This window comes from Pantoea sp., assembly GCF_032114055.1.
Lineage (GTDB): Bacteria > Pseudomonadota > Gammaproteobacteria > Enterobacterales > Enterobacteriaceae > Pantoea.
Genome location: NZ_DAMCTB010000004.1, coordinates 180 through 26,036 on the forward strand (window position 1 = coordinate 180; position 25,857 = coordinate 26,036).

Annotated in this window: 24 protein-coding genes and 4 tRNA genes (1 of these 28 cut by a window edge); 14 read left to right on the forward strand and 14 right to left on the reverse strand. The window is 56.3% G+C overall.

From position 1 onward, the window contains the following. Together RT657_RS08295 and RT657_RS08300 are read right to left on the reverse strand one after the other, a co-directional pair. Nucleotides 1-55: transfer RNA gene (locus RT657_RS08295), tRNA-Val, on the reverse strand; it reaches 121 nt to the left of the window's first position. Between the two features lie 40 nt (nucleotides 56-95). Continuing rightward, a tRNA-Val gene (locus RT657_RS08300) sits at nucleotides 96-171 on the reverse strand. Nucleotides 172-442: 271 nt separating this feature from the next. Between RT657_RS08300 and gltX the strand changes: the two genes are divergently transcribed. After that, nucleotides 443-1,858: a glutamate--tRNA ligase gene (gltX, locus tag RT657_RS08305; RefSeq protein ID WP_313653713.1), complete on the forward strand. Its 1,416-nt coding sequence runs from the start codon at nucleotides 443-445 to the stop codon at nucleotides 1,856-1,858. Nucleotides 1,859-1,893: 35 nt separating this feature from the next. On the opposite strand, the gene RT657_RS08310 is transcribed toward gltX, so the two are convergent. Next, entirely contained in the window at nucleotides 1,894-2,247 is a 354-nt protein-coding gene (locus RT657_RS08310; RefSeq protein WP_313653714.1) for a YfeC-like transcriptional regulator, read from the reverse strand. A gap of 111 nt (nucleotides 2,248-2,358) precedes the next feature. Then, complete coding sequence (locus RT657_RS08315) at nucleotides 2,359-3,147, reverse strand: formate/nitrite transporter family protein (protein WP_313653716.1); 789 nt, start codon at nucleotides 3,145-3,147, stop codon at nucleotides 2,359-2,361. A 359-nt stretch (nucleotides 3,148-3,506) separates the two neighbouring features. Here RT657_RS08315 and RT657_RS08320 point away from each other — a divergent pair. Continuing rightward, nucleotides 3,507-3,582, forward strand: a tRNA-Ala gene (locus RT657_RS08320). A gap of 44 nt (nucleotides 3,583-3,626) precedes the next feature. After that, nucleotides 3,627-3,702, forward strand: a tRNA-Ala gene (locus tag RT657_RS08325). Between the two features lie 278 nt (nucleotides 3,703-3,980). On the opposite strand, the gene RT657_RS08330 is transcribed toward RT657_RS08325, so the two are convergent. Beyond that, a complete protein-coding gene (locus RT657_RS08330; RefSeq protein ID WP_313653718.1) occupies nucleotides 3,981-5,171 on the reverse strand; it encodes a NupC/NupG family nucleoside CNT transporter in 1,191 nt (396 codons plus the stop codon). A gap of 368 nt (nucleotides 5,172-5,539) precedes the next feature. On the opposite strand from RT657_RS08330, the gene RT657_RS08335 reads away from it, so the two are divergent. Then, nucleotides 5,540-6,781, forward strand: a complete 1,242-nt coding sequence (locus RT657_RS08335; RefSeq protein ID WP_313653719.1) for an Nramp family divalent metal transporter — start codon at nucleotides 5,540-5,542, stop codon at nucleotides 6,779-6,781. Between the two features lie 43 nt (nucleotides 6,782-6,824). Here the strand turns inward: RT657_RS08335 and RT657_RS08340 are convergent, their stop codons facing one another. Together RT657_RS08340 and mgrA are read right to left on the reverse strand one after the other, a co-directional pair. After that, the gene (locus RT657_RS08340; protein ID WP_313653720.1) at nucleotides 6,825-7,226 is read right to left on the reverse strand and encodes a DUF2502 domain-containing protein; all 402 of its coding nucleotides are present in this window, start codon (nucleotides 7,224-7,226) and stop codon (nucleotides 6,825-6,827) included. Nucleotides 7,227-7,392: 166 nt separating this feature from the next. Further along, nucleotides 7,393-8,382: an L-glyceraldehyde 3-phosphate reductase gene (gene mgrA, locus RT657_RS08345; RefSeq protein ID WP_313653721.1), complete on the reverse strand. Its 990-nt coding sequence runs from the start codon at nucleotides 8,380-8,382 to the stop codon at nucleotides 7,393-7,395. A gap of 219 nt (nucleotides 8,383-8,601) precedes the next feature. Between mgrA and ipdC the strand changes: the two genes are divergently transcribed. Together ipdC and glk are read left to right on the forward strand one after the other, a co-directional pair. Next, nucleotides 8,602-10,254: an indolepyruvate decarboxylase gene (gene ipdC, locus RT657_RS08350; protein ID WP_313653723.1), complete on the forward strand. Its 1,653-nt coding sequence runs from the start codon at nucleotides 8,602-8,604 to the stop codon at nucleotides 10,252-10,254. Between the two features lie 160 nt (nucleotides 10,255-10,414). Continuing rightward, nucleotides 10,415-11,380: a glucokinase gene (glk, locus tag RT657_RS08355; protein WP_313653724.1), complete on the forward strand. Its 966-nt coding sequence runs from the start codon at nucleotides 10,415-10,417 to the stop codon at nucleotides 11,378-11,380. A 98-nt stretch (nucleotides 11,381-11,478) separates the two neighbouring features. Here the strand turns inward: glk and RT657_RS08360 are convergent, their stop codons facing one another. Then, entirely contained in the window at nucleotides 11,479-12,207 is a 729-nt protein-coding gene (locus RT657_RS08360) for a LytTR family DNA-binding domain-containing protein (protein WP_313653725.1), read from the reverse strand. Then, the gene (locus RT657_RS08365; protein WP_313654155.1) at nucleotides 12,204-13,874 is read right to left on the reverse strand and encodes a sensor histidine kinase; all 1,671 of its coding nucleotides are present in this window, start codon (nucleotides 13,872-13,874) and stop codon (nucleotides 12,204-12,206) included. The genes RT657_RS08360 and RT657_RS08365 overlap by 4 nt, the downstream gene beginning before the upstream one ends. A 277-nt stretch (nucleotides 13,875-14,151) precedes the next feature. Here RT657_RS08365 and RT657_RS08370 point away from each other — a divergent pair, with 277 nt between their 5' ends. Next, nucleotides 14,152-14,676, forward strand: coding sequence for a GNAT family N-acetyltransferase (locus tag RT657_RS08370; protein WP_313653727.1), 525 nt, complete (start codon nucleotides 14,152-14,154; stop codon nucleotides 14,674-14,676). A 117-nt stretch (nucleotides 14,677-14,793) separates the two neighbouring features. Further along, entirely contained in the window at nucleotides 14,794-16,026 is a 1,233-nt protein-coding gene (alaC, locus tag RT657_RS08375) for an alanine transaminase (protein WP_313653730.1), read from the forward strand. 51 nt (nucleotides 16,027-16,077) lie between these two features. Here alaC and ypdK read toward each other — a convergent pair whose 3' ends face one another. The 3 genes from ypdK to RT657_RS08390 all read right to left on the reverse strand — a co-directional run bounded on the left by ypdK (nucleotide 16,078) and on the right by RT657_RS08390 (nucleotide 18,984). Then, nucleotides 16,078-16,152 carry a membrane protein YpdK gene (ypdK, locus tag RT657_RS08380; RefSeq protein WP_099257831.1) on the reverse strand — a complete coding sequence of 25 codons (75 nt, stop codon included), beginning with the start codon at nucleotides 16,150-16,152 and terminating at the stop codon, nucleotides 16,078-16,080. Between the two features lie 202 nt (nucleotides 16,153-16,354). After that, nucleotides 16,355-17,383, reverse strand: a complete 1,029-nt coding sequence (locus RT657_RS08385; RefSeq protein WP_313653731.1) for an HlyD family secretion protein — start codon at nucleotides 17,381-17,383, stop codon at nucleotides 16,355-16,357. Between the two features lie 2 nt (nucleotides 17,384-17,385). Next, nucleotides 17,386-18,984 carry an MFS transporter gene (locus RT657_RS08390; protein ID WP_313653732.1) on the reverse strand — a complete coding sequence of 533 codons (1,599 nt, stop codon included), beginning with the start codon at nucleotides 18,982-18,984 and terminating at the stop codon, nucleotides 17,386-17,388. A gap of 149 nt (nucleotides 18,985-19,133) precedes the next feature. Between RT657_RS08390 and RT657_RS08395 the strand changes: the two genes are divergently transcribed. The 5 genes from RT657_RS08395 to RT657_RS08415 all read left to right on the forward strand — a co-directional run bounded on the left by RT657_RS08395 (nucleotide 19,134) and on the right by RT657_RS08415 (nucleotide 23,128). Beyond that, nucleotides 19,134-19,919: an IclR family transcriptional regulator gene (locus tag RT657_RS08395; protein ID WP_313653733.1), complete on the forward strand. Its 786-nt coding sequence runs from the start codon at nucleotides 19,134-19,136 to the stop codon at nucleotides 19,917-19,919. A 6-nt stretch (nucleotides 19,920-19,925) separates the two neighbouring features. Then, nucleotides 19,926-20,378 (forward strand): universal stress protein, encoded by a 453-nt coding sequence (locus RT657_RS08400; RefSeq protein WP_313653735.1) that lies wholly within the window; start codon nucleotides 19,926-19,928, stop codon nucleotides 20,376-20,378. 9 nt (nucleotides 20,379-20,387) lie between these two features. Then, nucleotides 20,388-21,194 carry a hypothetical protein gene (locus RT657_RS08405; RefSeq protein WP_313653736.1) on the forward strand — a complete coding sequence of 269 codons (807 nt, stop codon included), beginning with the start codon at nucleotides 20,388-20,390 and terminating at the stop codon, nucleotides 21,192-21,194. A gap of 263 nt (nucleotides 21,195-21,457) precedes the next feature. Beyond that, nucleotides 21,458-21,739: a hypothetical protein gene (locus tag RT657_RS08410; RefSeq protein WP_313653738.1), complete on the forward strand. Its 282-nt coding sequence runs from the start codon at nucleotides 21,458-21,460 to the stop codon at nucleotides 21,737-21,739. Between the two features lie 513 nt (nucleotides 21,740-22,252). Beyond that, nucleotides 22,253-23,128: an SMP-30/gluconolactonase/LRE family protein gene (locus tag RT657_RS08415; protein ID WP_313653739.1), complete on the forward strand. Its 876-nt coding sequence runs from the start codon at nucleotides 22,253-22,255 to the stop codon at nucleotides 23,126-23,128. 34 nt (nucleotides 23,129-23,162) lie between these two features. Here the strand turns inward: RT657_RS08415 and RT657_RS08420 are convergent, their stop codons facing one another. Further along, on the reverse strand, nucleotides 23,163-24,389 hold the full coding sequence (locus RT657_RS08420) for an MFS transporter (RefSeq protein WP_313654156.1): 1,227 nt from the start codon (nucleotides 24,387-24,389) through the stop codon (nucleotides 23,163-23,165). Between the two features lie 293 nt (nucleotides 24,390-24,682). Here RT657_RS08420 and RT657_RS08425 point away from each other — a divergent pair, with 293 nt between their 5' ends. Continuing rightward, entirely contained in the window at nucleotides 24,683-24,916 is a 234-nt protein-coding gene (locus RT657_RS08425) for a hypothetical protein (protein ID WP_313653740.1), read from the forward strand. A 36-nt stretch (nucleotides 24,917-24,952) separates the two neighbouring features. Here RT657_RS08425 and RT657_RS08430 read toward each other — a convergent pair whose 3' ends face one another. After that, the gene (locus tag RT657_RS08430; RefSeq protein ID WP_313653741.1) at nucleotides 24,953-25,852 is read right to left on the reverse strand and encodes an EamA family transporter; all 900 of its coding nucleotides are present in this window, start codon (nucleotides 25,850-25,852) and stop codon (nucleotides 24,953-24,955) included. Nucleotides 25,853-25,857: the final 5 nt, after the last annotated feature.

Consider the following 25,857-nt stretch of genomic DNA (forward strand, 5'->3'; position numbering starts at 1 on the left):
AACCGCCGACCCCCTCCTTGTAAGGGAGATGCTCTACCAACTGAGCTAATCACCCATATCTTCATACCTGTTCACTGCGGGCACCCTGTTAAGAGTGGTGGGTGATGACGGGCTCGAACCGCCGACCCCCTCCTTGTAAGGGAGATGCTCTACCAACTGAGCTAATCACCCCCGCTGTGTGGAGTCGCATTATAGGGATAGTTGATTTTGAGTCAACGCTTTTTAAAACATAAATGTGCGTTCGGTTTATTTTTAAACATCCTGTCGCGCTTTTAGCCAATATGCTGGTTTTACTGGCAGAAAAGCGTCTTTTCCCGGTGGCCAACGCGCGGGCACGCATTGAGGATTCACCGTCAGATGCTAGAATGTGCCCACTGTTTTTCGCGTCTAACCTGTTTTTTGTCATCCAGACAAAGAACCCGCGCATCTAAGGCACTATTCAATGAAAATCAAAACACGCTTCGCGCCCAGCCCGACGGGCTATCTGCATGTTGGTGGCGCACGCACTGCACTTTACTCCTGGCTCTTTGCCCGTCATAACCAGGGCGAGTTTGTACTGCGTATTGAAGACACCGACCTGGAACGCTCCACGCCGGAAGCGATCGAGGCCATCATGGATGGCATGAACTGGCTGAGTCTCGACTGGAACGAAGGCCCTTACTACCAGACTAAGCGTTTTGATCGCTACAACGCGGTCATTGATGACATGCTGGAAGCCGGTACGGCCTACAAATGTTACTGCTCCCGGGAGCGTCTGGATGCACTGCGCGAAACGCAGATGGCCAATAATGAAAAGCCGCGTTATGACGGCCGCTGCCGTGACAGTCATGAACACCATGCTGATGATGAGCCGTGCGTCGTGCGCTTCCGCAATCCGCAGGAAGGTTCGGTAATTTTCGACGACCAGATCCGTGGGCCTATTGAGTTCAGCAACCAGGAGCTGGATGACCTGATTATCCGCCGCACCGATGGTTCGCCGACTTACAACTTCTGTGTGGTGGTAGATGACTGGGATATGGGGATCACCCATGTGATTCGCGGTGAAGACCATATCAACAATACGCCACGTCAGATCAACATCCTGAAAGCGATTGGTGCGCAGGTGCCGGTTTATGCCCACGTTTCAATGATTCTGGGCGATGACGGTAAAAAACTCTCTAAACGTCACGGCGCAGTCGGCGTAATGCAGTATCGTGATGATGGCTATCTGCCAGAAGCGCTGCTCAACTACCTGGTGCGTCTTGGCTGGTCACATGGCGATCAGGAAATCTTCAGTGTCGCCGAAATGGCAGAGCTGTTTACCCTGGATGCCGTCAGCAAGTCTGCCAGTGCGTTCAACACCGAAAAACTGCAGTGGCTGAACCACCATTACATTAATGCGCTGCCGCCGGAATATGTGGCAACCCATCTGCAATGGCATATCGAGCAGCAGAATATTGATACCCGCACCGGCCCGGAACTGGCGAAGCTGGTAACGCTGTTGGGCGAACGCTGCAAAACGCTGAAAGAGATAGCGGCATCCTGCCACTACTTCTATGAAGACTTTGCTGAGTTTGACGCTGATGCGGCGAAAAAACATCTTCGTCCGGTAGCGCGTCAGCCGCTGGAAGTGGTGCGTGATAAGCTGGCTGCCATCACAGAGTGGACAGCTGAAAACGTACATCAGGCTATTCAGAGCACCGCAGATGAGCTGGAAGTCGGAATGGGCAAAGTCGGCATGCCGCTGCGTGTGGCCGTGACCGGGGCCGGCCAGTCGCCTGCTCTGGATATTACTGTTGAGGCGATCGGCCGCAGCCGTAGCGTGTCCCGTATTGATCAGGCGCTGGCTTTCATCAGTGAGCGGGAAGCGCAGGCGTAATTAATACAGCCGGAAGCATTACGCTTCCGGTTTCTTTATGCTTCACCAATGCCCAGTCGCTGCAACACGCCTTTAATCCCTTCACGTAAGATTAATGCGGTGAGTTGATCCTGCTCATCCTGACTCATTTGCTGGACAGAACTTATCAATAACGCAGGTAACGAATTAGTGACTGCGCCGTAAGTCGCGGTGGGTTCGTTGAGATTGCGGGTTGACTGAATAAAGCTTTTCACGCGTTCATCGATATGGATCAGACGCGCCTTACCGCCCTGTACGCCGGGCTTCGGCGTGGTTGTCCAGTTCTCCCGCTTGATCCATTTATTTACCGTTTGCCGACTGTAACCCGTTTCTGCAGCCAGCTCTTCGGGAGTAAGCCATTCCTTTTTCACGATGCTGTCCCTGTTCAATACATTAGCGGTACATATTACAGCAAAACGTAACGTGAGAAAGTAACTGAAGCTGAAATTGCCTTTTGTCCGGTGACAAAAGGCAAAACAGGATTACTGCGGATTGGTGGCAGGTTCAGCGGCAGGACGGAATGCCAGGAAATAGGCCAGACCGACGAAGACAGCACCACCCACGGCATTACCCAGGAAGACGGCAACAAAGTTAGGCAGATATTCTGCCCAGCTCATCTGGCCGGCAAAAATGGCGGCAGGGATGATAAACATGTTGGCGACGACGTGCTGGAAGCCGATAGCGACGAACGCCATAACCGGGAACCACATCCCAAAGATCTTGCCGACCATATCTTTGCTGGCAAAGGCCAGCCATACCGCCAGACAGACCAGCCAGTTGCAGCCGATACCGGAAATAAAGGCGTGCAGGAAATCGGCATGGACTTTGGCAGAAGCGATCGCCACGGTTTTCTTCAGATAGTCACCTTCGGTCATGCCCAGCATGTGTCCAAAGAACCAGGCCACGGCCACGCTGCCGACGAAGTTAGCCAGGGTGACCCAGAACCAGTTGCGCGCCACGCTCGTAAAGCGGATACGACGGGCAAACCAGGCGACGGGTAGGGTCATCATGTTGCCGGTCAGCAGTTCGCCGCCGGCCAGCACGGTCATGATAATCCCGACCGGGAATACTGCCGCACCTAACAGGCCGCCAAAGGAGCCCCATTCAGCGGGCAGGGAGTTAATGACATGAAGATCCAGCAGGAAGCCGGTCGCAATAAATGCGCCCGCCATAAAGCCAAGAATCAAAAGGGTGCTGACAGGTGAACGGCTTTTAGCCACGCCTGACTGGATCGCCAGTTGGGCGATTTCTTTAGGTGTATGCAGCGACATAGTATCTCAGTAATTTTTTTATGATTAAGGGGATGTAAACGCCTGGTGGACGCGGAATGCGCGGGAGAAGGTCCCGGCTGCCACTAAATTAGCGGGCTAAGTTTTGCATGTGAAAAAGATGAAGACAAGAAAATTCCTATAACATATTTAACCGGGAATTAACCTGAGGGCAGTCTGAATAACAGTTCAGGCCCGCTATCTGTTAAAGCGACACGATTTTCCCCTGCGGCATGCTACTGAAATCCGGCAGGTTGCCGCCTTTTTCAGCGATCAGACACAGAATGTCATTTTGCCGTTGACACCCAGGGGGCGGTTTCATATTATGCCGTCCGTCGCTTAACGCGATAGTTTTTCGGTTCGGGGCTATAGCTCAGCTGGGAGAGCGCCTGCATGGCATGCAGGAGGTCAGCGGTTCGATCCCGCTTAGCTCCACCAAACTTCCTCCCAAAAGTTTGGCACTGAAAAACGATTCCAGATGTGGGGGTATAGCTCAGCTGGGAGAGCGCTTGCATGGCATGCAAGAGGTCAGCGGTTCGATCCCGCTTATCTCCACCATTTTCTGACACGTCGCTGTCAACTCTCTATCAATAATCACTTCGCTGTTTCGCGCGAATCGGAATCGCTGTCGCGTACTCTGCTACAGGTCATTTGCCGTTTTATACCCTCTTTACTGTCGTGTCTGGCAGGGCGTTGTGCTGCCTGTGGCATGGCATTGAGACGCGGGAATGCAGGGTAAGCGAGACAGAAGAGGATTCAGGCGGGCTGAGAAGAGAAGCAGAAGAAGAAAAAGAAAAGGGCGAGACCGGCTCGCCCTTTGACGCTCAGAATCGTGCTCAGAAGGCCAGAACCAGACCGGCGATAGCGGCAGAGAGCACGCTGACCAGGGTTGAGCCGTAGAGCAGCTTCAGGCCAAAGCGGGAAACCACGTTGCCCTGCTCTTCGTTCAGGCCTTTAATCGCTCCGGCCACAATCCCGATAGACGAGAAGTTTGCGAACGACACCAGGAACACGGACAGAATACCTTCTGAGGTCGGCGACAACTGACCGGCGATTTTCTGCAGATCCATCATGGCAACAAACTCATTCGAGACCAGCTTGGTCGCCATAATACTGCCGACCTGCAACGCTTCGCCAGATGGCACGCCCATCATCCAGGCGAACGGATAGAAGACAAAGCCAAGCACGCCCTGGAAGCTGATGCCGAAGATCAGGTCAAACAGCGCATTCAGACCGGAGATCAGCGCGATAAAACCGATCAACATCGCGGCCACAATAATCGCGACGCGGAAACCGGCAAGAATGTATTCACCCAGCATCTCAAAGAAGCTCTGGCCTTTATGCAGATCCTGCAACTGCAGATCGTCTTCGTTCTCAACGCGGTAAGGGTTAATCAGCGACAGTACGATAAAGGTACTGAACATGTTGAGTACCAGCGCGGCGACCACATACTTCGGCTGCAGCATGGTCATGTAGGCACCCACGATAGACATCGATACGGTCGACATCGCGGTCGCGGCCATGGTGTACATACGACGCTGTGACATCTTGCCCAGGATATCTTTATAGGCGATGAAGTTTTCTGACTGTCCCAGTATCAGTGAACTCACGGCGTTGAAAGATTCCAGTTTTCCCATGCCATTGACTTTCGACAGCACCGTACCGATAGCGCGGATTACCCACGGCAGGATACGGAAATGCTGCAGAATACCGATCAGAGCAGAGATAAAAACGATAGGGCAGAGTACATTCAGGAAGAAGAAGGCCAGGCCTTTGTCGCTCATGTTACCGAAGACAAAGTTGGTTCCCTGAGCAGCATACTTCAGCAGATGGTCAAAGAAGCCGGCAAAACCCTTCACGAAGCCCAGTCCCGCTTCGGAGTTCAGGAAGAACCAGGCAAGCACAATCTCAATGACAAGAAGCTGTATAATGTAGCGAACGCGAATGGATTTACGATCGTGACTGACCAGCAGGGAGAGTATCCCGACCACCACCAGTGCGAGAAGAAACTGCAAAATATGGGACATGAGTGCTCCAAATTTGAGGAGGATTGTATTTTGCTGCGTATTCTATGTAACGCGTTACTTAAAAACGAGATCTGAACCACAATATAAGTATTCGCTATCGCTATATTTTCCAGAAAAGTTCCAGAGATCACGTCCTGTTTACAAATTATTCACCTCAGGTATCCACATAATCATTGTCTATATTTTACACCGGGCGTAGAGTGACACTATTGCTCACATTTTTAGCAATCACGTCCTTTACTGTAAGATATAGCAATGGCTATACTTTATAGCAGCATCTATTACACCGATAACAATAAACGAATTTCACTTGCACAGGCTCACCCCTAAGCTGTCGGGGCAGGCCAATCGTCGACAGGGTACCGGATATGTTTGAGAGTCGTACCGCCGAGCGTGCCGCTCGCGGAGTCAGAAAAGTCAAACTCGCCTTGCTGGGCCCCGCCTTTATTGCCGCTATCGGCTATATCGATCCGGGCAACTTTGCGACCAACATTCAGGCGGGCGCAGCCTATGGCTATAAGCTGCTGTGGGTAGTGGTGTGGGCCAACGTTATGGCTATGCTCATTCAGCTGATGTCCGCCAAGCTGGGTATCGCCACTGGCAAAAACCTTGCAGAACACATCCGCGACCGTTTTCCCCGCCCCGCCGTCTGGTTTTACTGGGTGCAGGCGGAAATTATTGCGATGGCAACAGATCTGGCCGAGTTTATCGGGGCCGCACTGGGCTTCAAGCTGCTACTTGGCATCTCATTGATGCAGGGCGCAGTGCTGACCGGAATCGCCACCTTTCTGATACTGATGCTGCAGAGTCGCGGACAGAAGCCGCTCGAGCTGGTGATTGGGGGATTGCTGCTGTTTGTGGCGGCAGCCTATATCGTCGAACTTTTCTTCTCGCAGCCCAACGTCCGCGAACTGGTCACCGGCATGGCCGTACCTGCGCTGCCGACCTCGGATGCTGTCCTGCTGGCGGCTGGCGTGCTGGGCGCCACCATCATGCCGCATGTCATCTATCTGCACTCCGCGCTGACTCAGGGCAAGAGTGAGGACAGCAAAGGCCAGCGTTACTCCTCGACCAAACTGGATGTGGCTATTGCGATGACCATCGCCGGCTTCGTCAATCTGGCGATGATGGCAACCGCCGCTGCGGCTTTTCACTTTAGTGGCCACAGTAAAATTGCTGAACTCGACCAGGCCTACCTGACGCTGCAGCCGCTGCTGGGCCAGGCGGCGGCGACGGTATTTGGACTGAGCCTGGTGGCCGCAGGCTTATCCTCAACGGTGGTGGGCACCCTGGCGGGACAGGTGGTGATGCAGGGCTTTATCCGCTTCCATATCCCGCTCTGGGTACGGCGTACTGTGACCATGCTGCCCTCCTTTATTGTGATCTGGGCAGGCTGGGACCCGACAAGAGTGCTGGTCATGAGCCAGGTGCTGCTGAGTTTCGGTATTGCGCTGGCGTTGATTCCGCTGCTGGCCTTTACCGGCAATCGCGAGCTGATGGGGGAGGAGCTGGTTAACTCCCGCCTGATGCAGAATACCGGGCGACTGATTGTGGTGCTGGTGATTGCGCTGAATCTCTACCTGCTGGTGGGTGAGGCGCTCGGGCTGTAAGGCGTCCGGAAAAGAAACAACGCCCGGTTTGCCGGGCGTTTTTTTAATGACGATCGTGGCCGTGGGGGCCGGGACCACCTGGACCATGCGGTCCAAAACCGTGCGGGCCAGGGCCGCGATGGTCATGACGATCCCAGCGATGCTGGTGTTCCCAGCGGCGTTCACGGTCGCGTTCGTGCCAGCGGCGCTCACGCTCCCACTGCTGGCGACGACGCCACTCTTCATGACGCCACCAGCGCCGTTCGTTGTAGGTATAGCGGTCATTCCACCAGCGTGGTTCACGCCAGCGTCCCCCATCCCAGTAATAACCCCGGCGATCGCGATCGCCAAGATTCAGCGTGACGCCGGGGGCCAGAGTAATAGAGGCACTGGAGGCCTGGGCTGTGTGGTGTGCCAGCGGCGACAACAGTGCCACCAGGGCAGCAAAAATAAGCGCTCTTTTCATTCTTATCTCCTGATCAACAGTCTGATGCTGTTGCGGCGCAGTGAGCCTGCGTAGTGCTGTTAGTACCGCACTATTGTGTCGGAAAATTGTGAGGAAATTGGGGAGAAAAGGGGGATTGAGACTATTCTGGCGGGAAAATGCCCGGTCAGCGCCGGGCAATACACTGTTAAAGCAGGGCCGCGTCAATCGCCGCTAACTCGCTGTCACTGAACTGACGGCGGGTGAGCATCGCCACCGCGTCATCAATCTGCGCCGTTTTACTGGCGCCAATCAGCACCGAGGTGACCCGTTCATCGCGCAGCACCCACGCCAGGGCCATCTGCGCCAGCTTCTGTCCGCGCTGCTGCGCAATCGCGTTCAGCTTACGCACCTTCTCCATCTTCTCTTCGGTCAGCTGACTCTCATTCAGGAACCTGCTGCCGCTGGCCGCGCGTGAATCTTCCGGGATGCCCTGCAGATAGCGATCGGTGAGCACGCCGCCCGCCAGGGGTGAGAAGGCGATACAGCCCACCCCCGCCTCTCCCAGAGTCTGAAGCAATCCCTGCTCAGGCGTGCGCTCAAACATCGAATAGCGCGGCTGGTGAATCAGGCAGGGCGTGCCGAGGTCACGCAGAATCGCGATCGCCTGCGCAGCCCGATCCGCCGGATAGTTAGAGAGGGCCACGTAGAGCGCTTTGCCCTGACGCACCACATGGTCCAGTGCACGCATGGTTTCTTCCAGTGGCGTATCCGGATCCGGACGGTGGTGATAGAAAATATCGACATACTCCAGCCCCATACGCTTCAGGCTCTGATCCAGACTGGCAACCAGATACTTTCGCGAACCCCAGTCGCCATACGGCCCCTGCCACATGGTATAACCCGCCTTGGTGGAGATAATCAGCTCATCACGATGGGCACGAAAATCTTCCCGCAGGACCCGACCAAAGTTCTCTTCTGCGGAACCCGGCGGCGGACCGTAGTTATTGGCTAAGTCGAAGTGCGTGATGCCCAGGTCAAAGGCGTGACGCAGCAGGGCACGGCTGTTATCGACCCGGGTCGCGTCACCAAAGTTATGCCAGAGCCCCAGCGAAACGGCGGGCAGTTTAATGCCGCTGCGGCCGCTGCGGCGGTATTCCATCTGTTGATAGCGATCGGGATGAGGAAAAGAGGACATTTAGCGCTCCAGGTAAAAAACGGGAAAATGTGCCAGAACGCTATCAGTGTATACGGTTACACACAGTGACAGCGCCCTGTAGTTCGCGTTTTTACAGAATATTCCGCCAGCGTAACGCCCGCTTTCCAGGCATTGTGGCTGGGGAAAAGCGCGGCTTGCCTCGCTAATTCAATCCTCTGTCAGATACTTAAGCCAACTCTTCCCTGAAAGGAATGCGCTATGTCCACGTTTACTGTTGGAGATTACCTGCTGGCCCGTCTGCAGGAGATCGGTATCAGGCATCTGTTTGGCGTACCCGGCGACTATAACCTGCAGTTTCTTGATCGGGTTATCGCACATCCGGTCATCAGCTGGGTAGGTTGTGCCAACGAACTGAATGCCGCTTATGCAGCGGATGGCTATGCCCGCTGCAACGGCGCAGGCGCGTTGCTGACCACTTTTGGCGTCGGCGAGCTGAGTGCGATTAACGGCATAGCGGGCAGCTACGCTGAATATCTGCCGGTGATCCATATCGTCGGCGCACCGGCAACCCAGGCGCAGCGTCAGGGCGACTGTGTGCATCATTCGCTGGGTGATGGCGATTTTCAGCATTTCATCCGCATGGCAGGAGAAGTAAGTGCGGCCAAGGCACAGCTCACCACCGATAACGCCACGGCGGAAATAGATCGGGTGATTGTCACTGCGCTGCAGGCCCGTCGTCCCGGCTATCTTTCGATCGCCGTCGACGTCGCGGCGCATGAAGTGGCTCCCCCGACACAGCCACTGCAGATCGCGCAGCCTTCATCGGCGGCGGTACGTCGTGCGTTCCGCGAGGCGGCGGAAGGTCTGCTGGCGCCGGCTGCGCGTGTTTCTTTACTGGCTGACTTTCTGGCGCTGCGCTGGCAGCAGCAGTTTGCCCTGGCGGCGCTGCGCAGAGAGCGTGCCATTCCCTGCGCTTCACTGCTGATGGGCAAAGGGGTCGTGGATGAACAGCAGCCCGGTTTCGTTGGCACCTATGCCGGTGAAGCGAGCGCGGGCCGGGTTCGTGAGCAGATAGAGCAGGTGGATGTGGCGATCTGCGTCGGGGTACGCTTCACCGACACCCTGACCGCTGGCTTCACACAACAGTTTGATGCGGCACGATTGATCGATCTGCAGCCGTTCAGCGCCACGGTGGCGGGCGAAGATTTTGCACCGCTGTCGATGGCGGACGCGCTCGCGGAACTGCTGCCGCTGTTTGAGCGCTATGGCGCGCAGTGGCAACCCGCCGCCGCACTGCCTGAACCGCCGTTCGCTGAACCGGCCGCTGCCATCAGCCAGCACGCTTTCTGGCAGGCGATGCAGCGCTTCCTGCAGCCGGGCGATCTCATCGTGGCCGATCAGGGCACCGCCGCCTTTGGCGCCGCGGCGCTAAGACTGCCTTCGCAGGCGCAGCTGCTGGTCCAGCCATTGTGGGGCTCAATCGGCTATACTCTTCCGGCAGCCTTTGGCGCACAGACCGCCCATCCCGATCGCCGGGTGATCCTGATTATCGGCGACGGTTCGGCGCAGCTGACTATTCAGGAACTGGGTTCGATGCTGCGCGATCGGCAGCCGCTGATACTCTTTTTACTGAACAATGAAGGGTATACTGTCGAACGCGCGATTCACGGTGCCACACAGCGCTACAATGATATCGCGCAGTGGAACTGGACGGCCCTGCCGCACGCCTTTAGCCTGCAGGAGCAGGCGCAGAGCTGGCGCATCAGTGAAACGGTGCAGTTAGATGAGGTGATGGCGCGGCTGTCTGCACCTCAGACGCTGTCGCTGGTTGAAGTGATTATGCAGAAAGCGGATCTGCCGCCGCTGCTTCAAAAAGTCACCGCCTGCCTGAATCAACGCAACGGCGGCTAAGATTCAGATAGTTGCCGCTGTGCAGGGTGGCCTATCGCGGTTAGGCTGTAGCGCACCTGAGTAAGACGCTCACCAATCGCACCGGTGAGCGTTGTTGTTTTATGGGCAGAAATTTATAGTGTCCTCCAACTCTTAAGACCCCAAGCGGAGCAACAGAAGAATGACAACCTATGCCTTGGTCGGCGATGTCGGCGGTACTAACGCGCGCCTCGCCCTTTGTGAGGTGGAAAGCGGCAGCATCACCCAGGCCAAAACATTCTCAACATCAGAATACGACAGCCTCGAAGCCGTCATCCGCCACTATCTTGATGAACAACAGCAGGATGTTAAAGATGGCTGTATTGCCATTGCCTGCCCGATTACCGATGACTGGGTTGAAATGACCAACCATGACTGGGCGTTTTCCACGCGCAAGCTCAAAGAGAACATCGGTTTTGAACACCTGGAAATTATTAACGACTTCACCGCGGTATCCATGGCGATCCCGATGCTGACCGCCGATAACGTCATTCAGTTTGGCGGCACCGCGCCGGTTAAAGATAAGCCCATTGCGATTTATGGGGCCGGAACCGGACTGGGCGTCAGCCATCTGGTGCACGTCGACAAGCGTTGGGTAAGCCTGCCGGGCGAGGGCGGTCATGTCGATCTCGCCGCTAACAGTGAAGAAGAAGATCAGATTCTGGAAGTGCTGCGCGAAGAGCTGGGCCATGTTTCAGCCGAACGTGTGCTCTCTGGCGCCGGTCTGGTCAACCTCTATCGGGCGATTGTGAAAGTCGATAATCGTGTGCCGGAAAATCTGAAGCCGAAAGACGTAAGCCAGCGTGCGCTGGATGACAGCTGCATCGACTGCCGTCGGGCCCTGTCGATGTTCTGCGTCATCATGGGTCGTTTCGGCGGCAATCTGGCGCTGAATCTCGGCACCTTTGGCGGCGTCTATATCGCGGGCGGTATTGTGCCGCGCTTCCTGGAGTTCTTTAAGGCGTCCGGCTTCCGTGCAGCCTTTGAAGATAAAGGACGCTTCCGTGACTATGTTGCCAGCATCCCGGTCTATATGATCACGCACGATCAGCCCGGCCTGCTGGGCGCGGGCGCGCATCTGCGTCAGACGCTGGGCCGCATTCTCTGATCCTGCTTTATCCCGCGTGAGTTTTCGATCCGCCCTGTCTGACAACGCCGGATCGGAAACTCTGCGACACTTACTTTTTCTCTGCCCGGGCGCATCGCCTACAGACGCATCAGCTGTCTGAACTGCTTCACCTTGCTGCGGCTGACCGGCACCTGAAACTCCAGGTCGCGCAACTTCAGCAGATAGGTATTGTTAAACCACGGCTCGATTTCGCGAATCTTGCTGAGGCTGACGCAGTAAGAACGATGGCAGCGGAAAAACTGCGCCTCCGGCAGGCGCGAGCAGAATTCGGTGATGTTCATCGACATTACATACGATTCGCGCCGGGTGTAGACAAATGTCAGCTTCTCATGCGCTTCCACATAGTAGATATCATTCACGTCAGTAACGATAATCCGCTCATCCTTGATCAGATTCACCGTCTGCGGCGCAGAGACAGCGTGAAGCGGATTGACCGCCTGCTGCGCCTGGGCCGTGGCCTCCAGCTTGTTCAGCATAGTGACGATCCGCGACTCCTGATAGGGCTTGAGTATGTAATCAAACGCCTCCAGCTCAAACGCCTCCACGGCATGCTCTTTCCACGCGGTAATAAACACAATCAGCGGCTTATGCGCAAACTGATGAATATTCTGCGCCAGCAGCATGCCATCCAGTGAGGGAATATTGATGTCGAGGAAAATCACATCAATCCGATGCTGCTGCAGGTACTTCAGCACGTCGAGGCCATCGTCGAAGCAGGCCACAATTTCAATGTTGCTATGATGCTGGATCATCCAGCTCAGCTCCTGCTGCGCCAGGAATTCATCTTCCACAATGATGGCTTTCATAACAGATTCTCCGTCAGGCGCTGGCCGTTCTTGCTGAGCGTAAAGGCTATCTCGGTGCCTGGCTGATGCCGCACGATCTGTAAGCCCTGGCCCGACAGCAGTTTTACCCGGTGGTGAACATTGAGCAGGCCGATTTTATTGCCGGGCATCTCATTGCGCGCCACCCGGGCCATCACGTCATCGCTGATGCCCTGGCCGGTGTCCCGCACCGCGATCTTCACCCGATCGCCCAGATCCCGCACGCTTAGCGTCACCACGCCTTTGCCCTTACAGGGCTGAATGCCGTGCACGATGGCATTCTCTACCAGCGGCTGGATCAGCAGGCTCGGCAGCAGAAAATGCAGATCGTCATCGACGTCATAGATCATCGTCAGCTTGTCGCCAAAGCGGGCCTGCTCAATAGCGATGTAATCTTTGACCTGCCAGAGCTCCTTGCGGATGTCGATCAGCTCGTCATCATTCAGCTCCAGGTTGTAACGCAGATAGCGCGACAGGTTAATCACCAGCTGGCGGGCGGTATCGGGATTAAGCCGGATGGAGGAGGAGATCGCATTCAGCGCATTGAACAGAAAATGGGGATTTATTTTGCTCTGCAGCGCACGCAGTTCCGCTTTATTGGCCATTTCGCGCAACTGCTCCGCACGGGACACCTCAAGCTGGGTGGAGATGATTTGCGACAGGCCGATTGCCATCTCCTTCAGGGAACCGGTGATCCGGTAGGCGCGGCGATAGTAGATTTTCAGCGTGCCGGTCACCTTGCCTTTCTCCCAGAGCGGGATCACGATCATCGAATGGATATCTTTGGTGCGGTGCGCTTCATCGTTGTTTTTGATAATAATCTTGCCGCTGGCGATCGACTGCGCCGTGGTGGGGCTGATGCCATCATCCCCGTGCTGGTAGTTGTGCTCACCATAGCCGACATAGGCCAGAATCTGCTTTTTATCCGTCATCGCGACGGCATCGGCCTTGATCTCCCGGCGGATAATGTCACAGACGTTGCGCAGCGAGTCACTGTTGACCTGCCGGAACAGCGGCAGGGTTTTGTTGGCGATTTCCAGCGCCAGCTTGGCCTGACGGGCGGCGATCGCCTCTTTCTCACCCTCCACGCTCTGCACCAGCAGCACGATAATACCGATACTGGAGGCGCCGAGAATCATCGGCAGGGCAATCTCCGACACGATCGCCAGCCCGAGTGAAGTGGGACGTGCCCACAGAACAATCAGCAACATCGTCAGGCCTTCACACAGCATGCCGCCGAGGATACCGGCCCGCCAGCGGTGCTCTTTCACTACCCGGCGGTTGATACCGCCCGCCACGATGCCGGCAATAATGCTGGTGATCAGGCAGGGCACGGAGGTCACGCCGTGAATATCGATCAGAAAGCGGTGCAGGCCGGCAATGATGCCGGTTGCGATGCCGACCCAGGGACCAAACAGAATACCGCCCGCCATTACGGCGATCACCCGCACATTCAGCAGCGAGCCGTCGACATTCACACCCGACCAGGTACTGAACAGCGCAAACAGGGAAAAGATGGCGGTCACCGCGAATTTCTCTGCACGGGTATGTTCATCTTTCTGCAGCAGCTGACGAAACGGGCGGGTACGCGTCAGAAAGAACAGGCAGATCAGCATCAGGGCGGCGCGATCAAACACTGCCAGTAACATCGTAAAGTGGGAGGACACGGGCGACTCGTCGGCAATGGAAAGTCTCTCTATGATAAAAAATGTGATCGGGAACCGCCAGCGTCCTGATGACAGAGGCCGGGATAGCCTGTTTCAGATCAATATTCAGGGCCTCTGGACGAAAAGGGGAAATGTTGAGTCAGCATAAGGGGAACCGTTTTCCCGGTGCCGGGACTGGTCGGTGTAATCGCGTTTTGCTATGTTGCGCGATAACGCACTTCAGCGACCGCTGGAAAATTGCGTCCACCGGGAGCCGCAAATGCAACTTTTTACCCCCAGACTCATCTTGAGCAAACTGCAGCCGGAAGACTGGCAACTGTTCCGCGCTGTGCATGAAGATCGCGACACCATGACCTGGGTCAGCGAAATTCCGGATGAAGCGGATATCCGGCAACGTTTCACCGAGCGTCTTGCCCCCTGGCAGGCGAGCAGCTTTCACATGCTCTGCCTGGTGGCGCGTCGCCGCGACAACGGCGAGCCAATTGGCCTGTTTGGCTGTAGCCCCGAATGGGTGCCGCATCGCCAGGCGGAAGTCGGCTACATGCTGCTGCATCGCTATTGCGGCCAGGGATATGGCAGTGAGGCGCTGGCCGCGCTCTGCCAGTTCCTGCTCGACGCCGATTTTCACAAACTCAAGGCGATGGTCATCGAGGGGAACTGGGCCTCCCGCCGTATTCTGGAGAAGAACGGTTTTCAGCTTGAGGGAACGCTACGGGATAATTATCTGCTGAACGGCTGCTGGGTGAACGATTGGCTGCTGGGACGGCTGAATCCGCAACAATAAAAATATTTTCCGCCACACTCGACAAAATGATCCTCAGCACGTTATGTTCGTAACGGGTCACCACCGTGACCCGCGTCGCTCGGACGGTCCGGGCGCTTACGTAAACCAGAGGTCATCATGGCTGATAGCAGCACACCCCGTCGTTTTTCGCGTATTGATCGTTTGCCCCCTTACGTTTTCAACATCACCGCTGAACTGAAGATGGCTGCCCGCCGTCGCGGTGAAGATATTATCGATTTTTCAATGGGTAACCCGGATGGGGCAACGCCGCCGCACATCGTTGAAAAGTTATGTCAGGTGGCACAGCGTGACGATACCCACGGGTACTCCACCTCGCGCGGCATTCCGCGCCTGCGTCGGGCGATATCGCGCTGGTACGCTGAACGCTATCAGGTGGAGATCGACCCCGAATCAGAGGCGATTGTGACCATTGGCTCCAAAGAGGGGCTGGCACACCTGATGCTGGCGACGCTGGATCACGGGGATACCGTGCTGGTACCGAACCCCAGCTATCCGATTCATATCTACGGCGCGGTGATCGCCGGGGCGCAGGTGCGCTCGGTGCCGCTGGTGGCGGGCGTCGATTTCTTCAATGAGCTGGAACGCGCCATTCGCGAAAGCTATCCCAAGCCAAAAATGATGATTCTGGGCTTCCCCTCTAACCCGACGGCGCAGTGTGTGGAGCTGGACTTTTTCGAGCGGGTCATCGCGCTGGCGAAACAGTACAACGTGCTGGTGATCCATGATCTGGCTTACGCTGACATCGTCTACGATGGCTGGAAAGCGCCGTCGATCATGCAGGTGCCAGGCGCGCGCGACGTCGCCGTTGAGTTTTTCACCCTGTCAAAAAGCTACAATATGGCGGGCTGGCGCATCGGGTTTATGGTCGGCAACAAAGAGCTGGTTGCTGCGCTGGCGCGGATCAAAAGTTATCACGACTACGGCACTTTCACGCCGCTGCAGGTGGCGGCGATTGCGGCGCTGGAAGGGGATCAGCAGTGCGTGCGCGATATTGCCGAGCAGTATAAACGGCGGCGCGATGTGCTGGTAAAAGGTCTGCATGAGGCGGGCTGGATGGTAGATAACCCGAAAGCGTCCATGTACGTCTGGGCAAAAATTCCTGACCACTATGCACATCTGGGATCGCTGGAGTTTGCTAAGCATCTGCTGCAGGAGGCGAAAGTCTGTGTCTCACCGGGTATTGGCTTTGGCGACTATGGTGATACACACGTGCGGTTTGCGCTGATTGAAAACAGCGATCGTATTCGTCAGGCGGTGCGGGGGATTAAAGCGATGTTCCGTGCTGATGGTGTCCTGCCAAACAGTCTGAAAGCAGAACAAGCAGAGTAATGGCTCGCAGGGGCGACTCAAAGGTCGCCCCATAGCGGCACTGTCGCGCCATTACTTCAGCAGCAGAACGAAGGTCCCGAACCAAAGTAACGCGAAAAATGATATTCCCATCAAGGCATATTTCACAAAACAACTCCTCTGAGCGGTTACGATGATGGCGATCCCAGACCAGTGCAACGCGAACAGACAGGGAATGGAGGTCGCCATTATTTTCTCTGGCTGACTCGCTTCCGGGTTGATCTGAATAACTCAGAACAGGATCGAGCGCTAATTTACGCGGAATCCGGACCAATTGAAATAGGTCCGTTCTGAGATATTGCTCACAATTTTAGTTCACGTCTATTTTGGGAATCACCGACATGCCGACACGCAACTGGGCCAGATGTTGTTGGTCGCTATCCAGCACAATTTTCACCGGCAGACGCTGAACGACTTTAGTGTAGTTGCCCGTGGCGTTATCGGGTGCAATGGCAGAAAAAGTTGCCCCGGTCGCCGGAGCGATGCTGTCTACATGGCCGGTGAAGGTCAGGCCTGGCAGCGCATCCACCCGCACCGTGACCCGCTGACCCGGACGCACATCGCTTAACTGCGTTTCAAGATAGTTAGCCGTGATGTAGGTCTGTTGCAGGGGCACCACCGCCAGCAGACGGGTACCGGCCGAAACATAAGCGCCGGTACGTACCGTGCGCTGACCGACCATGCCATCAACCGGCGCGGTAATCCGGGTATAGGAGAGATTCAGTCTGGCCTGGTCGACGCTGGCGTTTGCTGCGGCGACATCGGCTTCCGCCGAACGTACCGCAGCCTTAAGCACGCCCACCTGTTTCATGGCTGACGCCAGCGCCGCCTGACTCTGATGCACGGCCGCCAGCGCGGAACGCTGGTTTGAGCTGGCTTTCTGCTGGTCGTCGGCGGCCACCGTGCCGCTCTTATAGAGGCGATTGTAACGATCGGCGCTCTGCCCGGCATACTGCGCGGATGCCTGGCTCGCTGCCACGCTGGCTCTCTGCTGATCAATAACGGACTGCTGCTGTTCCAGTTGTGCCTGGCTGCTCAGCAGCTTTGCCTGACTCACCTGCAGATCGGCTTTGGCACTTTCCAGCGCAACCCGATAATCACGATCGTCCAGGGTTGCCAGTAGCTGGCCTGCTTTGACTGGCTGATTATCCTGCACCTCAACGTGGCTGATATAACCTGAAACACGGGGCGCGACCAGCGTGTAATCGGCGTTGACGTACGCGTCGTTGGTCTGATGGTCGTTACCGCTCATTAGTGACCAGACCACAAAGGCCAGGGCCAGTAACACCAGCAGCAGCAGGCTCAGCAGCAGGGTTCTTTTCAATTCGAAAGCACGCATATTCACTTATTCCGGGGGTGGGGTTGAATCAAAGTCTGCGGTGGCCAGACCCGTCTGGGCAGGATGATGGTCAGCACTAACAGGCAGGCGGCAAAGCCGGTCAGCATCAGCCAGCTGTCGCTCAGGCCGAGCACCGTCGCCTGATGTCTCACCAGGGTGGCGAAACCGCTGAGATTATCGCTGGCGCTGATGCTGCCATCTGGCAGCAGCGGCAGGCTGCGGCTGGCCTGTGCGGCCGTCGGCGCGGTCATCAGCCAGCTGTGGTCGGCCGCCTGATTGATCAGGATGCTGGAGTGAAACTGCTCACGGTGTGAGAGAAAGACCTCAACCAGCGTGGAAGCGGCGATGCTGGAAAAACCGCGCACAGTATTAAACATCGCCGAGGCAAAGGGGCCTTCAGGCGGCGCGACGACGCTGGTGGCGCTCATCAGTATCGGCAGAATGATCATCGGCTGTCCGAATGCCTGCAGGATCTGTAACAGCCAGAAATTCTGTCGCGCCCAGTCACTGGTGATCTGCGTGCCGAGCAGGCAGGCGATGACCAGCAGGCCGACGCCTGCCGTCAGCACCCAGCGGCAGTCAATCCAGCGGATATTGAGCAGGGCAGCAATCAGCGGTGCGATCAGCAACTGTGGCAGGCCGACCGCCAGCGCCAGTGGCGCAAACTCAAGTGGGCGAAAGCCGCTGACCTGAGCAAAATAGACCGACGGCAGCGCCGAGCCGGATAGCCCGAGAATCAGCACGCAGGCCAGCCCCAGCAGCCCGTGCGCCAGATTGGGGCGCCGGAGCATCTGCAGTCTGAACAGCGGCAGCGGGTGAAACCACTCATTGATCAGGAACACCAGCAGCAGCGGCAGTGCGGTCAGCAGCATGCCGGTAATCAGCGGTGAATTCAGCCAGTCGAGGCGTTCACCCTGCGTCAGCACCAGAACCAGCAGCGCCACGCTGCTGCAGCCTGTGGCCATGCCAAACAGGTCGATCTGCTGAAAGCGTTCCGGCCGCAGTGGATCCTGAGGCAGCCCCCAGCCGATCAGCAGCATCGCAATCAGCATGCCGGGCACCACCTGCCAGAACACCATTATCCAGCTGACCTGATCGGTCCACAACGACGCCAGCGACGTCGCCATATTGGGACCGAACGTGGCGGTAAGGGCATAGCCCGCCAGACCAAATAGCTTAAACGGCGGCGGCAGGAAACGTAGGGCGACGGTCATCAGCATCGGCGGTAAGGCGCCGCCAAACAGCCCCTGCAGAACACGCAGGCTGATAAACAGCGTGGGATCCGGCACCAGCGGCAGCAGGAATCCGGTCAGCATAAAGCCCGCTGAGACACCGAGTGTAAAACGCCGCAGCGACAGGGTGACGGCAAACCAGGGCGCAATCATCATGGCAGCCACTTCGGCTGCCTGATAACCGGAAATAATCCAGCTACCCTGATCGTAACCGATGCCAATCGCGGCACGGATATCGGCCAGGGCGATATCACTGACGCGATCGTTCAGCCCGGAGGTCAGGGCGGCGATGAGCACACCGACCAGGCCGAGAGCCAGTCGCAGTGTAAAAGGGTGGGGGGCCGGCGCGGACGCAGGCTGGCTAGTCATTACAGGCGATCTCGTTATTGTGATGCAGTGTATTGCGATGTGATACAGAGCGCAATATTACATCCCGGTATGCTGTATTGCAATGTGGTACAGGGTGTAAAACGTGCGTCATTCGCGCTACAGTAAGGCAGCTCAAACAGGACGACGCTATGGCACATCAACCCTCCAGCCGTGAGGATGAAAAATCGGGCGGTATTCAGGTCATTGCCCGCGCGGCAAAAATTCTTAATGCCCTTGGCGAACAGCCGGGCGGCATGAGTCTGGGCGAGATTGCGCAGGCGGTCGCGCTGCCTCGCTCAACGGTTCAGCGCATCGTCGCTGCGCTCGACAGCGCAGAACTGGTGCGCAGCACCGGTGCAGGCGGCTTACGTCTGGGCCCGGCGCTGTTAAAACTGATCTCCAGCGTCCATACCGATGTGGTCGATCTGGTCAGCCCGCTGCTGGAAAAACTCTCTACTGACACCAACGAAACCGTTTCACTGGCGCGTGCCAGCGGCAGCCAGCTGGCGATTATTCACCATGTGGTGGCATCGCGTGAGCTGCGGGTCGTGCCGCACATGGGACTCAATCTGCCGCTCTACAGCACCTCCGGTGGCCGGGCATTGCTGGCGCTGGAGTGTGACAAAGATGTGCGGACGATCGTTGGTGATGCCTGGCAGGAGTTAACCGATATGACGGTGAAAACAGTGCCGCAGTTGCTGGCGCTGATCAGGGAAGTGCGCGAAACAGGTATCGCCGTGGATCGTGGGGAGACGCTGGAAGGTGTCTCGACCATGGCGTTTGCGCTGGATACGCTGTTTGGTCGCTTTTCTGTCTCTTTGCTGGTGCCCTCTGCCCGTTTTCTGCGCCATGAAGCACGTTTTCGTGACGAGATGCTGAAGTGCAAAGAGGCGCTGGTGCGTGAAATCGGCAAAGTTGCCGCGATAGAAGGATAAGCCCTGATGAAAACCCTGCTGATGGCCATCGACCACTCTCCGATAGCAGAAAAAGTGGTCGCGTTAACGATTGAAGAGGCGCTGGCGCATCGTGCCAGCGTCGTGGTGCTCTGCTGTGTCGATCCTGCCTACTCCTCCTGCAATCAGCCGATGGAGATCGATGCAGGTGAAGACCCGGCCGATTTTGTGGCGGCGCAGGACGAACAGAACACGGCAGAAATGGCGGTTCGCCACGCACTGGCACCGCTGCTGCGCGCGGGTATCGATGCGCGAGGCATGATTCTGGCTGGTGAGGCGGCTGATACCATCGTCGCCCAGTCGCAACAGCTCAAGGCCAGTATGATTATTATGGGCCGACGTCATCTCTCTTCTTTCAACCGGCTATTAAAAGGTTCGGTCAGCGCGTCGGTTATTGAACGTGCTCACTGTCCAGTGCTGATTGACGTGCGTAAGGATTAATCCCGCAGCATGAACTCACTGCTTGTAATAACGCTGGCGGCATTTGCGCTGCTGGCGCTGATCGTCATTGTGCTGATCAAAAATACCCGGCTGCGCCTGTGGCAGGGACTGATCATTTTTCTGCTGCCACTGATAGTGGCCAATCTGCTCTGGTTCAGCTGGGTCGCGCCGCAACGGCTGCAGGCTGCTCAGCGTGAGCAGGCGGTCAGCCAGCTGACAAAGATGCCCGGCTTTCGGGTGCTGCAGACGCAGGAGCCAACCCTCTGGCTGCTGCTCACTCAGGAGCTGACGCGGCGCATCCGCGCGGGTGAACCGGCAGATAAGGCAACGGGTGAGCTGCGCGGCTGGCTGATTGAGGTAGTCAATCAGCGGCTGATGCGTGGCACGGATGCGGCTGTTGTCCATTACATCAGCGTCTCGGTCGAAGAGATGCAGGCGCTGAACCAGATCGATCCGGGACTTTGTTTCCGTTATCTCTACCCGCAGGTAAGTGGGGGCATCAATCTGCAGACGACGCTGTCACCAGCCCTGAACCGCAGAGAAGCGGAAGCGATGGAGCAGCTGCTCCTGAACAGCCCACCACCGGAACAGCCTCTGGACAAGACGCAGGCGCAGGACGACCTGCAAAAGATCACAGGCCAGCTTTATCAGAAGTGGGGCGACAGGCTGCAGCAGCTGAACATGCCTGCTGATACCGCCGTGGATCGCTCATCGCTGTGTGCCATGTCAATCGATCTCTACAGTGCAATTCTGGCATTACCTGACAAGCGCGCCGCCAACCTGTTACGTAGAATGATTGCATTAAGTGGCCAGTAACGGGCAGCAATAGCGGATGAAAAAAAGCCCGCTTAGCGCGGGCAGGGAAGAGAGAGGCAGAGTCTTATTATTGGCATTTCCTGGTGTGGTGCAGTCTTCGTGGTCTCTGAGTGCATAGTGTCATGGCTGCCGCGATAGCAATAGCCGTTTAATCGTATTGAATCAATCGGTAAAATTTTCTGAATTTTCGGTTTTTCGCGCATTTTCCTATGGATGCGTGACAGGCTGCGTCTTAAACTGCGCAGCAACGTGAGGACAATCTGATGAAAAAATTAATAACTGGCGCAGTCGCGCTGATGTTGCTGACAGGCTGTACTGCCAGCAAGCCCGGGGCATTTGAACGTGTAGACGAAGATCCGACCTCAAATACTGTGCAGTATCGTTTTGACCCGCTGAAGGTCAATCGTGATGCAATGAATATCGATCTGGCGAATTACTGCAGCAACAAAGGATTTGATAAAGTCGAGGCGCTGCCCGCGCAGGAGAGTCATATTCCGGGACTGCAGAAGGCGTGGTTCCAGTGTAATTATGCGCTGAAAAGCTAAATAAAACGGGCGGGATAATTATCCCGCCCTTAAAGTGTGTTTCTTTTATTCTATGCTGTGTGACATCTTTGCCCGTCAGTGGCGATGATGACCGCCATGATACCCACCGTGATATCCTCCATAGTAACCTCCGTGATACCCGCCGCCACCTCCACGGTGCCAGCCGTTGTCATGTCGGGGAGTGATGATACAACCGCTTAATAATGTCATCAGTGCCACGACCGAAGCGACTTTAATTAATCTCTTCATCGGAAGTCCTCTCCTCTTTCCCGATGAGGGTAACACTACGCGGAAAAAGTGGAGTGAAGATGCAGGCTTTGTAGAGTTATTTAATAAGATATGACGAAATATTTCATAATGCTGAAATAAGCGGCAGTCAGAAATAAGAAAATCAGAATGAACTGAATAATAAATACTATCAGAGAGAATAGTCTCAAAATCAAGCGAAAATAATCTTCGTCTGAAAGTTTTTACAACTACATTATTAGCATGTCAGTTCAACAGGAGAGAAACATGGCGCACGACGTGAAACATATACTGGCTTTGCAGGCGGAGCTGGGCGAGTGTCCGCTCTGGTCAGTCAGAGAACAGGTGCTGTGGTGTGTCGATATTCTGGCACCCGCCATTCACCGGTTTGATCCGGTCAGCGGCGATCTGCAGACCTTTCCGCAGGCGGAGCACGTAGGCTGCATCGGTCTGCGTGAGCAGGGGGGAATCATCGCCGCTCTGCGCAGCGGTGTCTGGCTGCTGGATGCGCAGGGTAAACCAGAGAAGAAGGTTGCCGACAATCCCGGTGAGGCCGCGCAGAGCCGCTTTAACGACGGTCGTGTCGATCCATGGGGAAATTTCTGGTGCGGCAGTCTGTGGGAACCGCAGGATAAAAATGGGGGACTGCTGTGCCGCGTAACGCCGGACCTTAACCTGGAGGTGAAAGCGCGCGACATCAAAATTTCCAACGGACTGGCTTTCTCACCTGACCGGCGCTGGATGTATCACAGCGATACGCCCAATGAGGCGCTCTACCGCTATCCGTTAGATGATCAGGGCGAACCGGGAGAACGGATGCTGTTCCGCCGTTTCGACGCTAGCGGTGGTTTACCGGATGGCGCGGCGGTGGATAGCGAAGGCTTCTACTGGTCAGCACAGTTTGACGGCGGACGCGTGGTACGTATCGATCCTCAGAGCGGGGAGATCGTTGATGAGATCCTTCTGCCGGTGAAGTGGCCGACCATGGTGGCTTTCGGCGGTGCCGATCTGAAAACGCTGTTTATCACCAGCTCGCGGGAAGATCGCACGGAAGAGGAGCTGGCGCGTTATCCTCACTCCGGTGATATCTTTGCAGTGGATGTAGCTGTTGCAGGTATGGCAGAGCCGCTGTTCCGCGGCTAGAGAGAGGTGGGCCGCGCGAAGCGGCCCCTGTTGTTTAATGACGTTGCAGAACCGGCGCCACCGTCACGGAACGCTGTGGTAAGCGGATGGTGAGTGACAGGAACAGAGAGATAACCAGCAGCGTCATGATCAGGCTGAAGGTCACGGTAAAACCGCCAAACAGCGAGGCGACCAGGGAGCCCAGTACGCTGCCGATACCAAATCCCAGATAGAGCAGACCGTAGTTTTTAGTCAGGTTGTTGAGGCCGAAGAAGTCACTGACCAGTGACGGGAACACTGTGATAGTTCCGCCAAAGCTGAAGGCGATACAGGCGAGCGAGAGGAAAAAGGTCACCTCGTTCATTCGGGTAAAAAGCAGCACGCCCATACCGATCAGTGAGACGACCTGCGCCAGCGAGATCACGCGGATCCGCAACATTTTGTCAGACAGTATCCCCAGCACCAGACGGCCGCTCAGGTTCGCAATGGCGATCACGGTGACGGCGCTGGCCGCACTCTGCGTGGAGAGATGCACCAGAACTTCGCCGATATCTTTGGCGACGCCGATGACATAGAGTCCGCTCATGCAGGCAGTCAGAAACATCAGCGCCAGCATCCAGTACTGCGGCATACGGGCGGACTGGGCCAGCGTGTAATCCCGCGCAGGCTGTTGCCCCTGATGACTCAGGCTTTTTTCCTGCATGGGCGCGTCATGCATCAGCAGTGCCCCGAGGATGATCATCGACATCGCTATTACGCCCCAGATCATGAAGGTCTGCTCCAGACCGACCGTCGCCAGCAGGGCCCCGCAGATAAATTTGAAACCCAGGCTGCCCAGGCCATAGGCACCGATGGCGCAGGCGGAGATCATCCCTTTGCGCTCCGGGAACCACTTTACGCAGTTAGAGAGCGTCATCAGATAGCCCGCGCCATCGGCCAGACCGACCAGCAGGCCGGCGCTGAAATAGAGCATCATCAGGTTATCTGCCTGCGACGTCAGCCAGAATCCCAGCGCCATGAGCACGCCCGCGCCCATCGCCACGCGGCGTACCCCAAACCGTTCCTGCAACTTACCGGCCAGCGAGGAAGCGATGGCCAGACCTAAACTCAGCAGGCCAAACGAAAAAGCAACCTCACTGATAGGCGCATCCAGCTTCTGCGACAGCTGGCCGTTAAACAAACTCCACGTATAAACTGACCCCAGCGCAAACTGAGTGATGACAGTGCCGAACAATGTAAGCCAGCGCGAACGCTGGAAAGAAGCCTGCTGAGTCTGGTTCATCATTTATCTCTCCCATCCGGGAATCTGGAAACTGCGGTCAGCATAAAGCAGTGGGGCACGCGAGCAGGTGGCAAAGGTATGAACGGAACGGATTGCGGAATGAAATGCCATTCACACGGTATGAATGGCATTGCGTGGTACAGCATGGTGCGACAGGGTGCGCAGAAAGTAACCAAAATGGCAGCTTAACCAGGAAGCGTAACTACCCGTAAAATAATGTTTCAGCGTGTCGGTTATCTGAGCAGGTTGGCGGATTATTTGCCAGGCTAACAGTTCACTTAACAGGAGGAAATATGAAAGACCGGACATATGAATCCACCACCAGTGAGGATGAGGTTTGCTGCATCATCGGTCAGGCCGTGATTGAACTGAGTACAGAACAACAGCCTGTGACCAAATCGACGCTGGCACTGAAACTGCTGTCGATGGCCGATCGTGACAATGATGACGAACGTGTTCTGCTCTACTGGATCGCCCGAAAGGCGGTCAATCAACCACAACAACTTCTCCAGCAGCAGTGGGCATAATGCCCCTCCGGATGCGGGCCACTGCCCGCTTCCTTATCAGGCCGTAATCCGGCGACGGCTTGCCGGCCAGCGGGCAAACATCACGAGATTGCCCAGCAGAATCATGACAAGGCCAGGGATGGCGCTGGCATGCCATTCATATCCTTCGTAGCGGGTAGAGAGTGCCAGCGCCACCAGCGGAAACAGCACTGTTGTATAGGCTGCCTGACTGGCGCCAATCCGTCCCACCAGCGTGAAGTAGGCGCCAAAGCCCACCACCGAACCCACGATAGCCAGATAGGTTAATGCCCCCAGCCACTGCACATTCCAGGTCGGTTGCAGCGAAACACCCTGCAGCAGCGAAATCAGTGCCATCATCAGCGCGCCGTACAACATGCCGTAACTGTTGGTGGTCAGCACATCGCGTTGTAACCGCTGATGCCGCTGGCTGATCATATTGCCAAATGAAAAACCCAGCGTGCCCAGTGCACTCAGACCGATGCCCCACATCAGTCCGGCCGAAGTTTCCGTGCTGCGCAAATCGTGCCAGAACAGCGCAACGATGCCGGTCATCCCCAGTGCAATGGCCGGGATCAGACGCACGGAAGGGCGCTGGCGGAAGAACAGCCAGCCGTTAATGGCGTTATACATCACGGCCATCGAGAAAATGACCGATTCCAGACCGCTGCTGATATAGGCGGACGCAGAATAAAAACAGACAAAATTGAAGCCGAAGACGCAGCAGCCCTGCAACAGACAAAAAAGGTGATCCCGCAGCGTCAGCCTGTGCAGGCGTTTTATCAGCTTAAGCAGCAGTAACATCACCAGCGAAGCCAGCAAAAACCGCCAGAACACCGCGACGGTTACGGCACCCATGCCCGCAGACTGTTGCGCGTAGATCGCAATCCAGGTCGTTCCCCAGATCAGCACGACAGAGAGATACAAAAACAGATTCATCGCCG

Coding starts and splice junctions, on each gene's coding strand:
- RT657_RS08405 (WP_313653736.1), top strand. CDS start 20,388: ATGAACTCACTGCTTGTAATAACGCTGGCGGCATTTGCGCTGCTGGCG.
- alaC (WP_313653730.1), top strand. CDS start 14,794: ATGGCTGATAGCAGCACACCCCGTCGTTTTTCGCGTATTGATCGTTTG.
- RT657_RS08400 (WP_313653735.1), top strand. CDS start 19,926: ATGAAAACCCTGCTGATGGCCATCGACCACTCTCCGATAGCAGAAAAA.
- RT657_RS08395 (WP_313653733.1), top strand. CDS start 19,134: ATGGCACATCAACCCTCCAGCCGTGAGGATGAAAAATCGGGCGGTATT.
- gltX (WP_313653713.1), top strand. CDS start 443: ATGAAAATCAAAACACGCTTCGCGCCCAGCCCGACGGGCTATCTGCAT.
- RT657_RS08360 (WP_313653725.1), bottom strand. CDS start 12,207: ATGAAAGCCATCATTGTGGAAGATGAATTCCTGGCGCAGCAGGAGCTG.
- ipdC (WP_313653723.1), top strand. CDS start 8,602: ATGTCCACGTTTACTGTTGGAGATTACCTGCTGGCCCGTCTGCAGGAG.
- RT657_RS08385 (WP_313653731.1), bottom strand. CDS start 17,383: ATGCGTGCTTTCGAATTGAAAAGAACCCTGCTGCTGAGCCTGCTGCTG.
- RT657_RS08420 (WP_313654156.1), bottom strand. CDS start 24,389: ATGAACCAGACTCAGCAGGCTTCTTTCCAGCGTTCGCGCTGGCTTACA.
- mgrA (WP_313653721.1), bottom strand. CDS start 8,382: ATGTCCTCTTTTCCTCATCCCGATCGCTATCAACAGATGGAATACCGC.
- RT657_RS08315 (WP_313653716.1), bottom strand. CDS start 3,147: ATGTCGCTGCATACACCTAAAGAAATCGCCCAACTGGCGATCCAGTCA.
- RT657_RS08410 (WP_313653738.1), top strand. CDS start 21,458: ATGAAAAAATTAATAACTGGCGCAGTCGCGCTGATGTTGCTGACAGGC.
- glk (WP_313653724.1), top strand. CDS start 10,415: ATGACAACCTATGCCTTGGTCGGCGATGTCGGCGGTACTAACGCGCGC.
- RT657_RS08340 (WP_313653720.1), bottom strand. CDS start 7,226: ATGAAAAGAGCGCTTATTTTTGCTGCCCTGGTGGCACTGTTGTCGCCG.
- RT657_RS08370 (WP_313653727.1), top strand. CDS start 14,152: ATGCAACTTTTTACCCCCAGACTCATCTTGAGCAAACTGCAGCCGGAA.
- RT657_RS08430 (WP_313653741.1), bottom strand. CDS start 25,852: ATGAATCTGTTTTTGTATCTCTCTGTCGTGCTGATCTGGGGAACGACC.
- RT657_RS08415 (WP_313653739.1), top strand. CDS start 22,253: ATGGCGCACGACGTGAAACATATACTGGCTTTGCAGGCGGAGCTGGGC.
- RT657_RS08390 (WP_313653732.1), bottom strand. CDS start 18,984: ATGACTAGCCAGCCTGCGTCCGCGCCGGCCCCCCACCCTTTTACACTG.
- RT657_RS08330 (WP_313653718.1), bottom strand. CDS start 5,171: ATGTCCCATATTTTGCAGTTTCTTCTCGCACTGGTGGTGGTCGGGATA.
- RT657_RS08425 (WP_313653740.1), top strand. CDS start 24,683: ATGAAAGACCGGACATATGAATCCACCACCAGTGAGGATGAGGTTTGC.
- RT657_RS08365 (WP_313654155.1), bottom strand. CDS start 13,874: ATGTTACTGGCAGTGTTTGATCGCGCCGCCCTGATGCTGATCTGCCTG.
- RT657_RS08335 (WP_313653719.1), top strand. CDS start 5,540: ATGTTTGAGAGTCGTACCGCCGAGCGTGCCGCTCGCGGAGTCAGAAAA.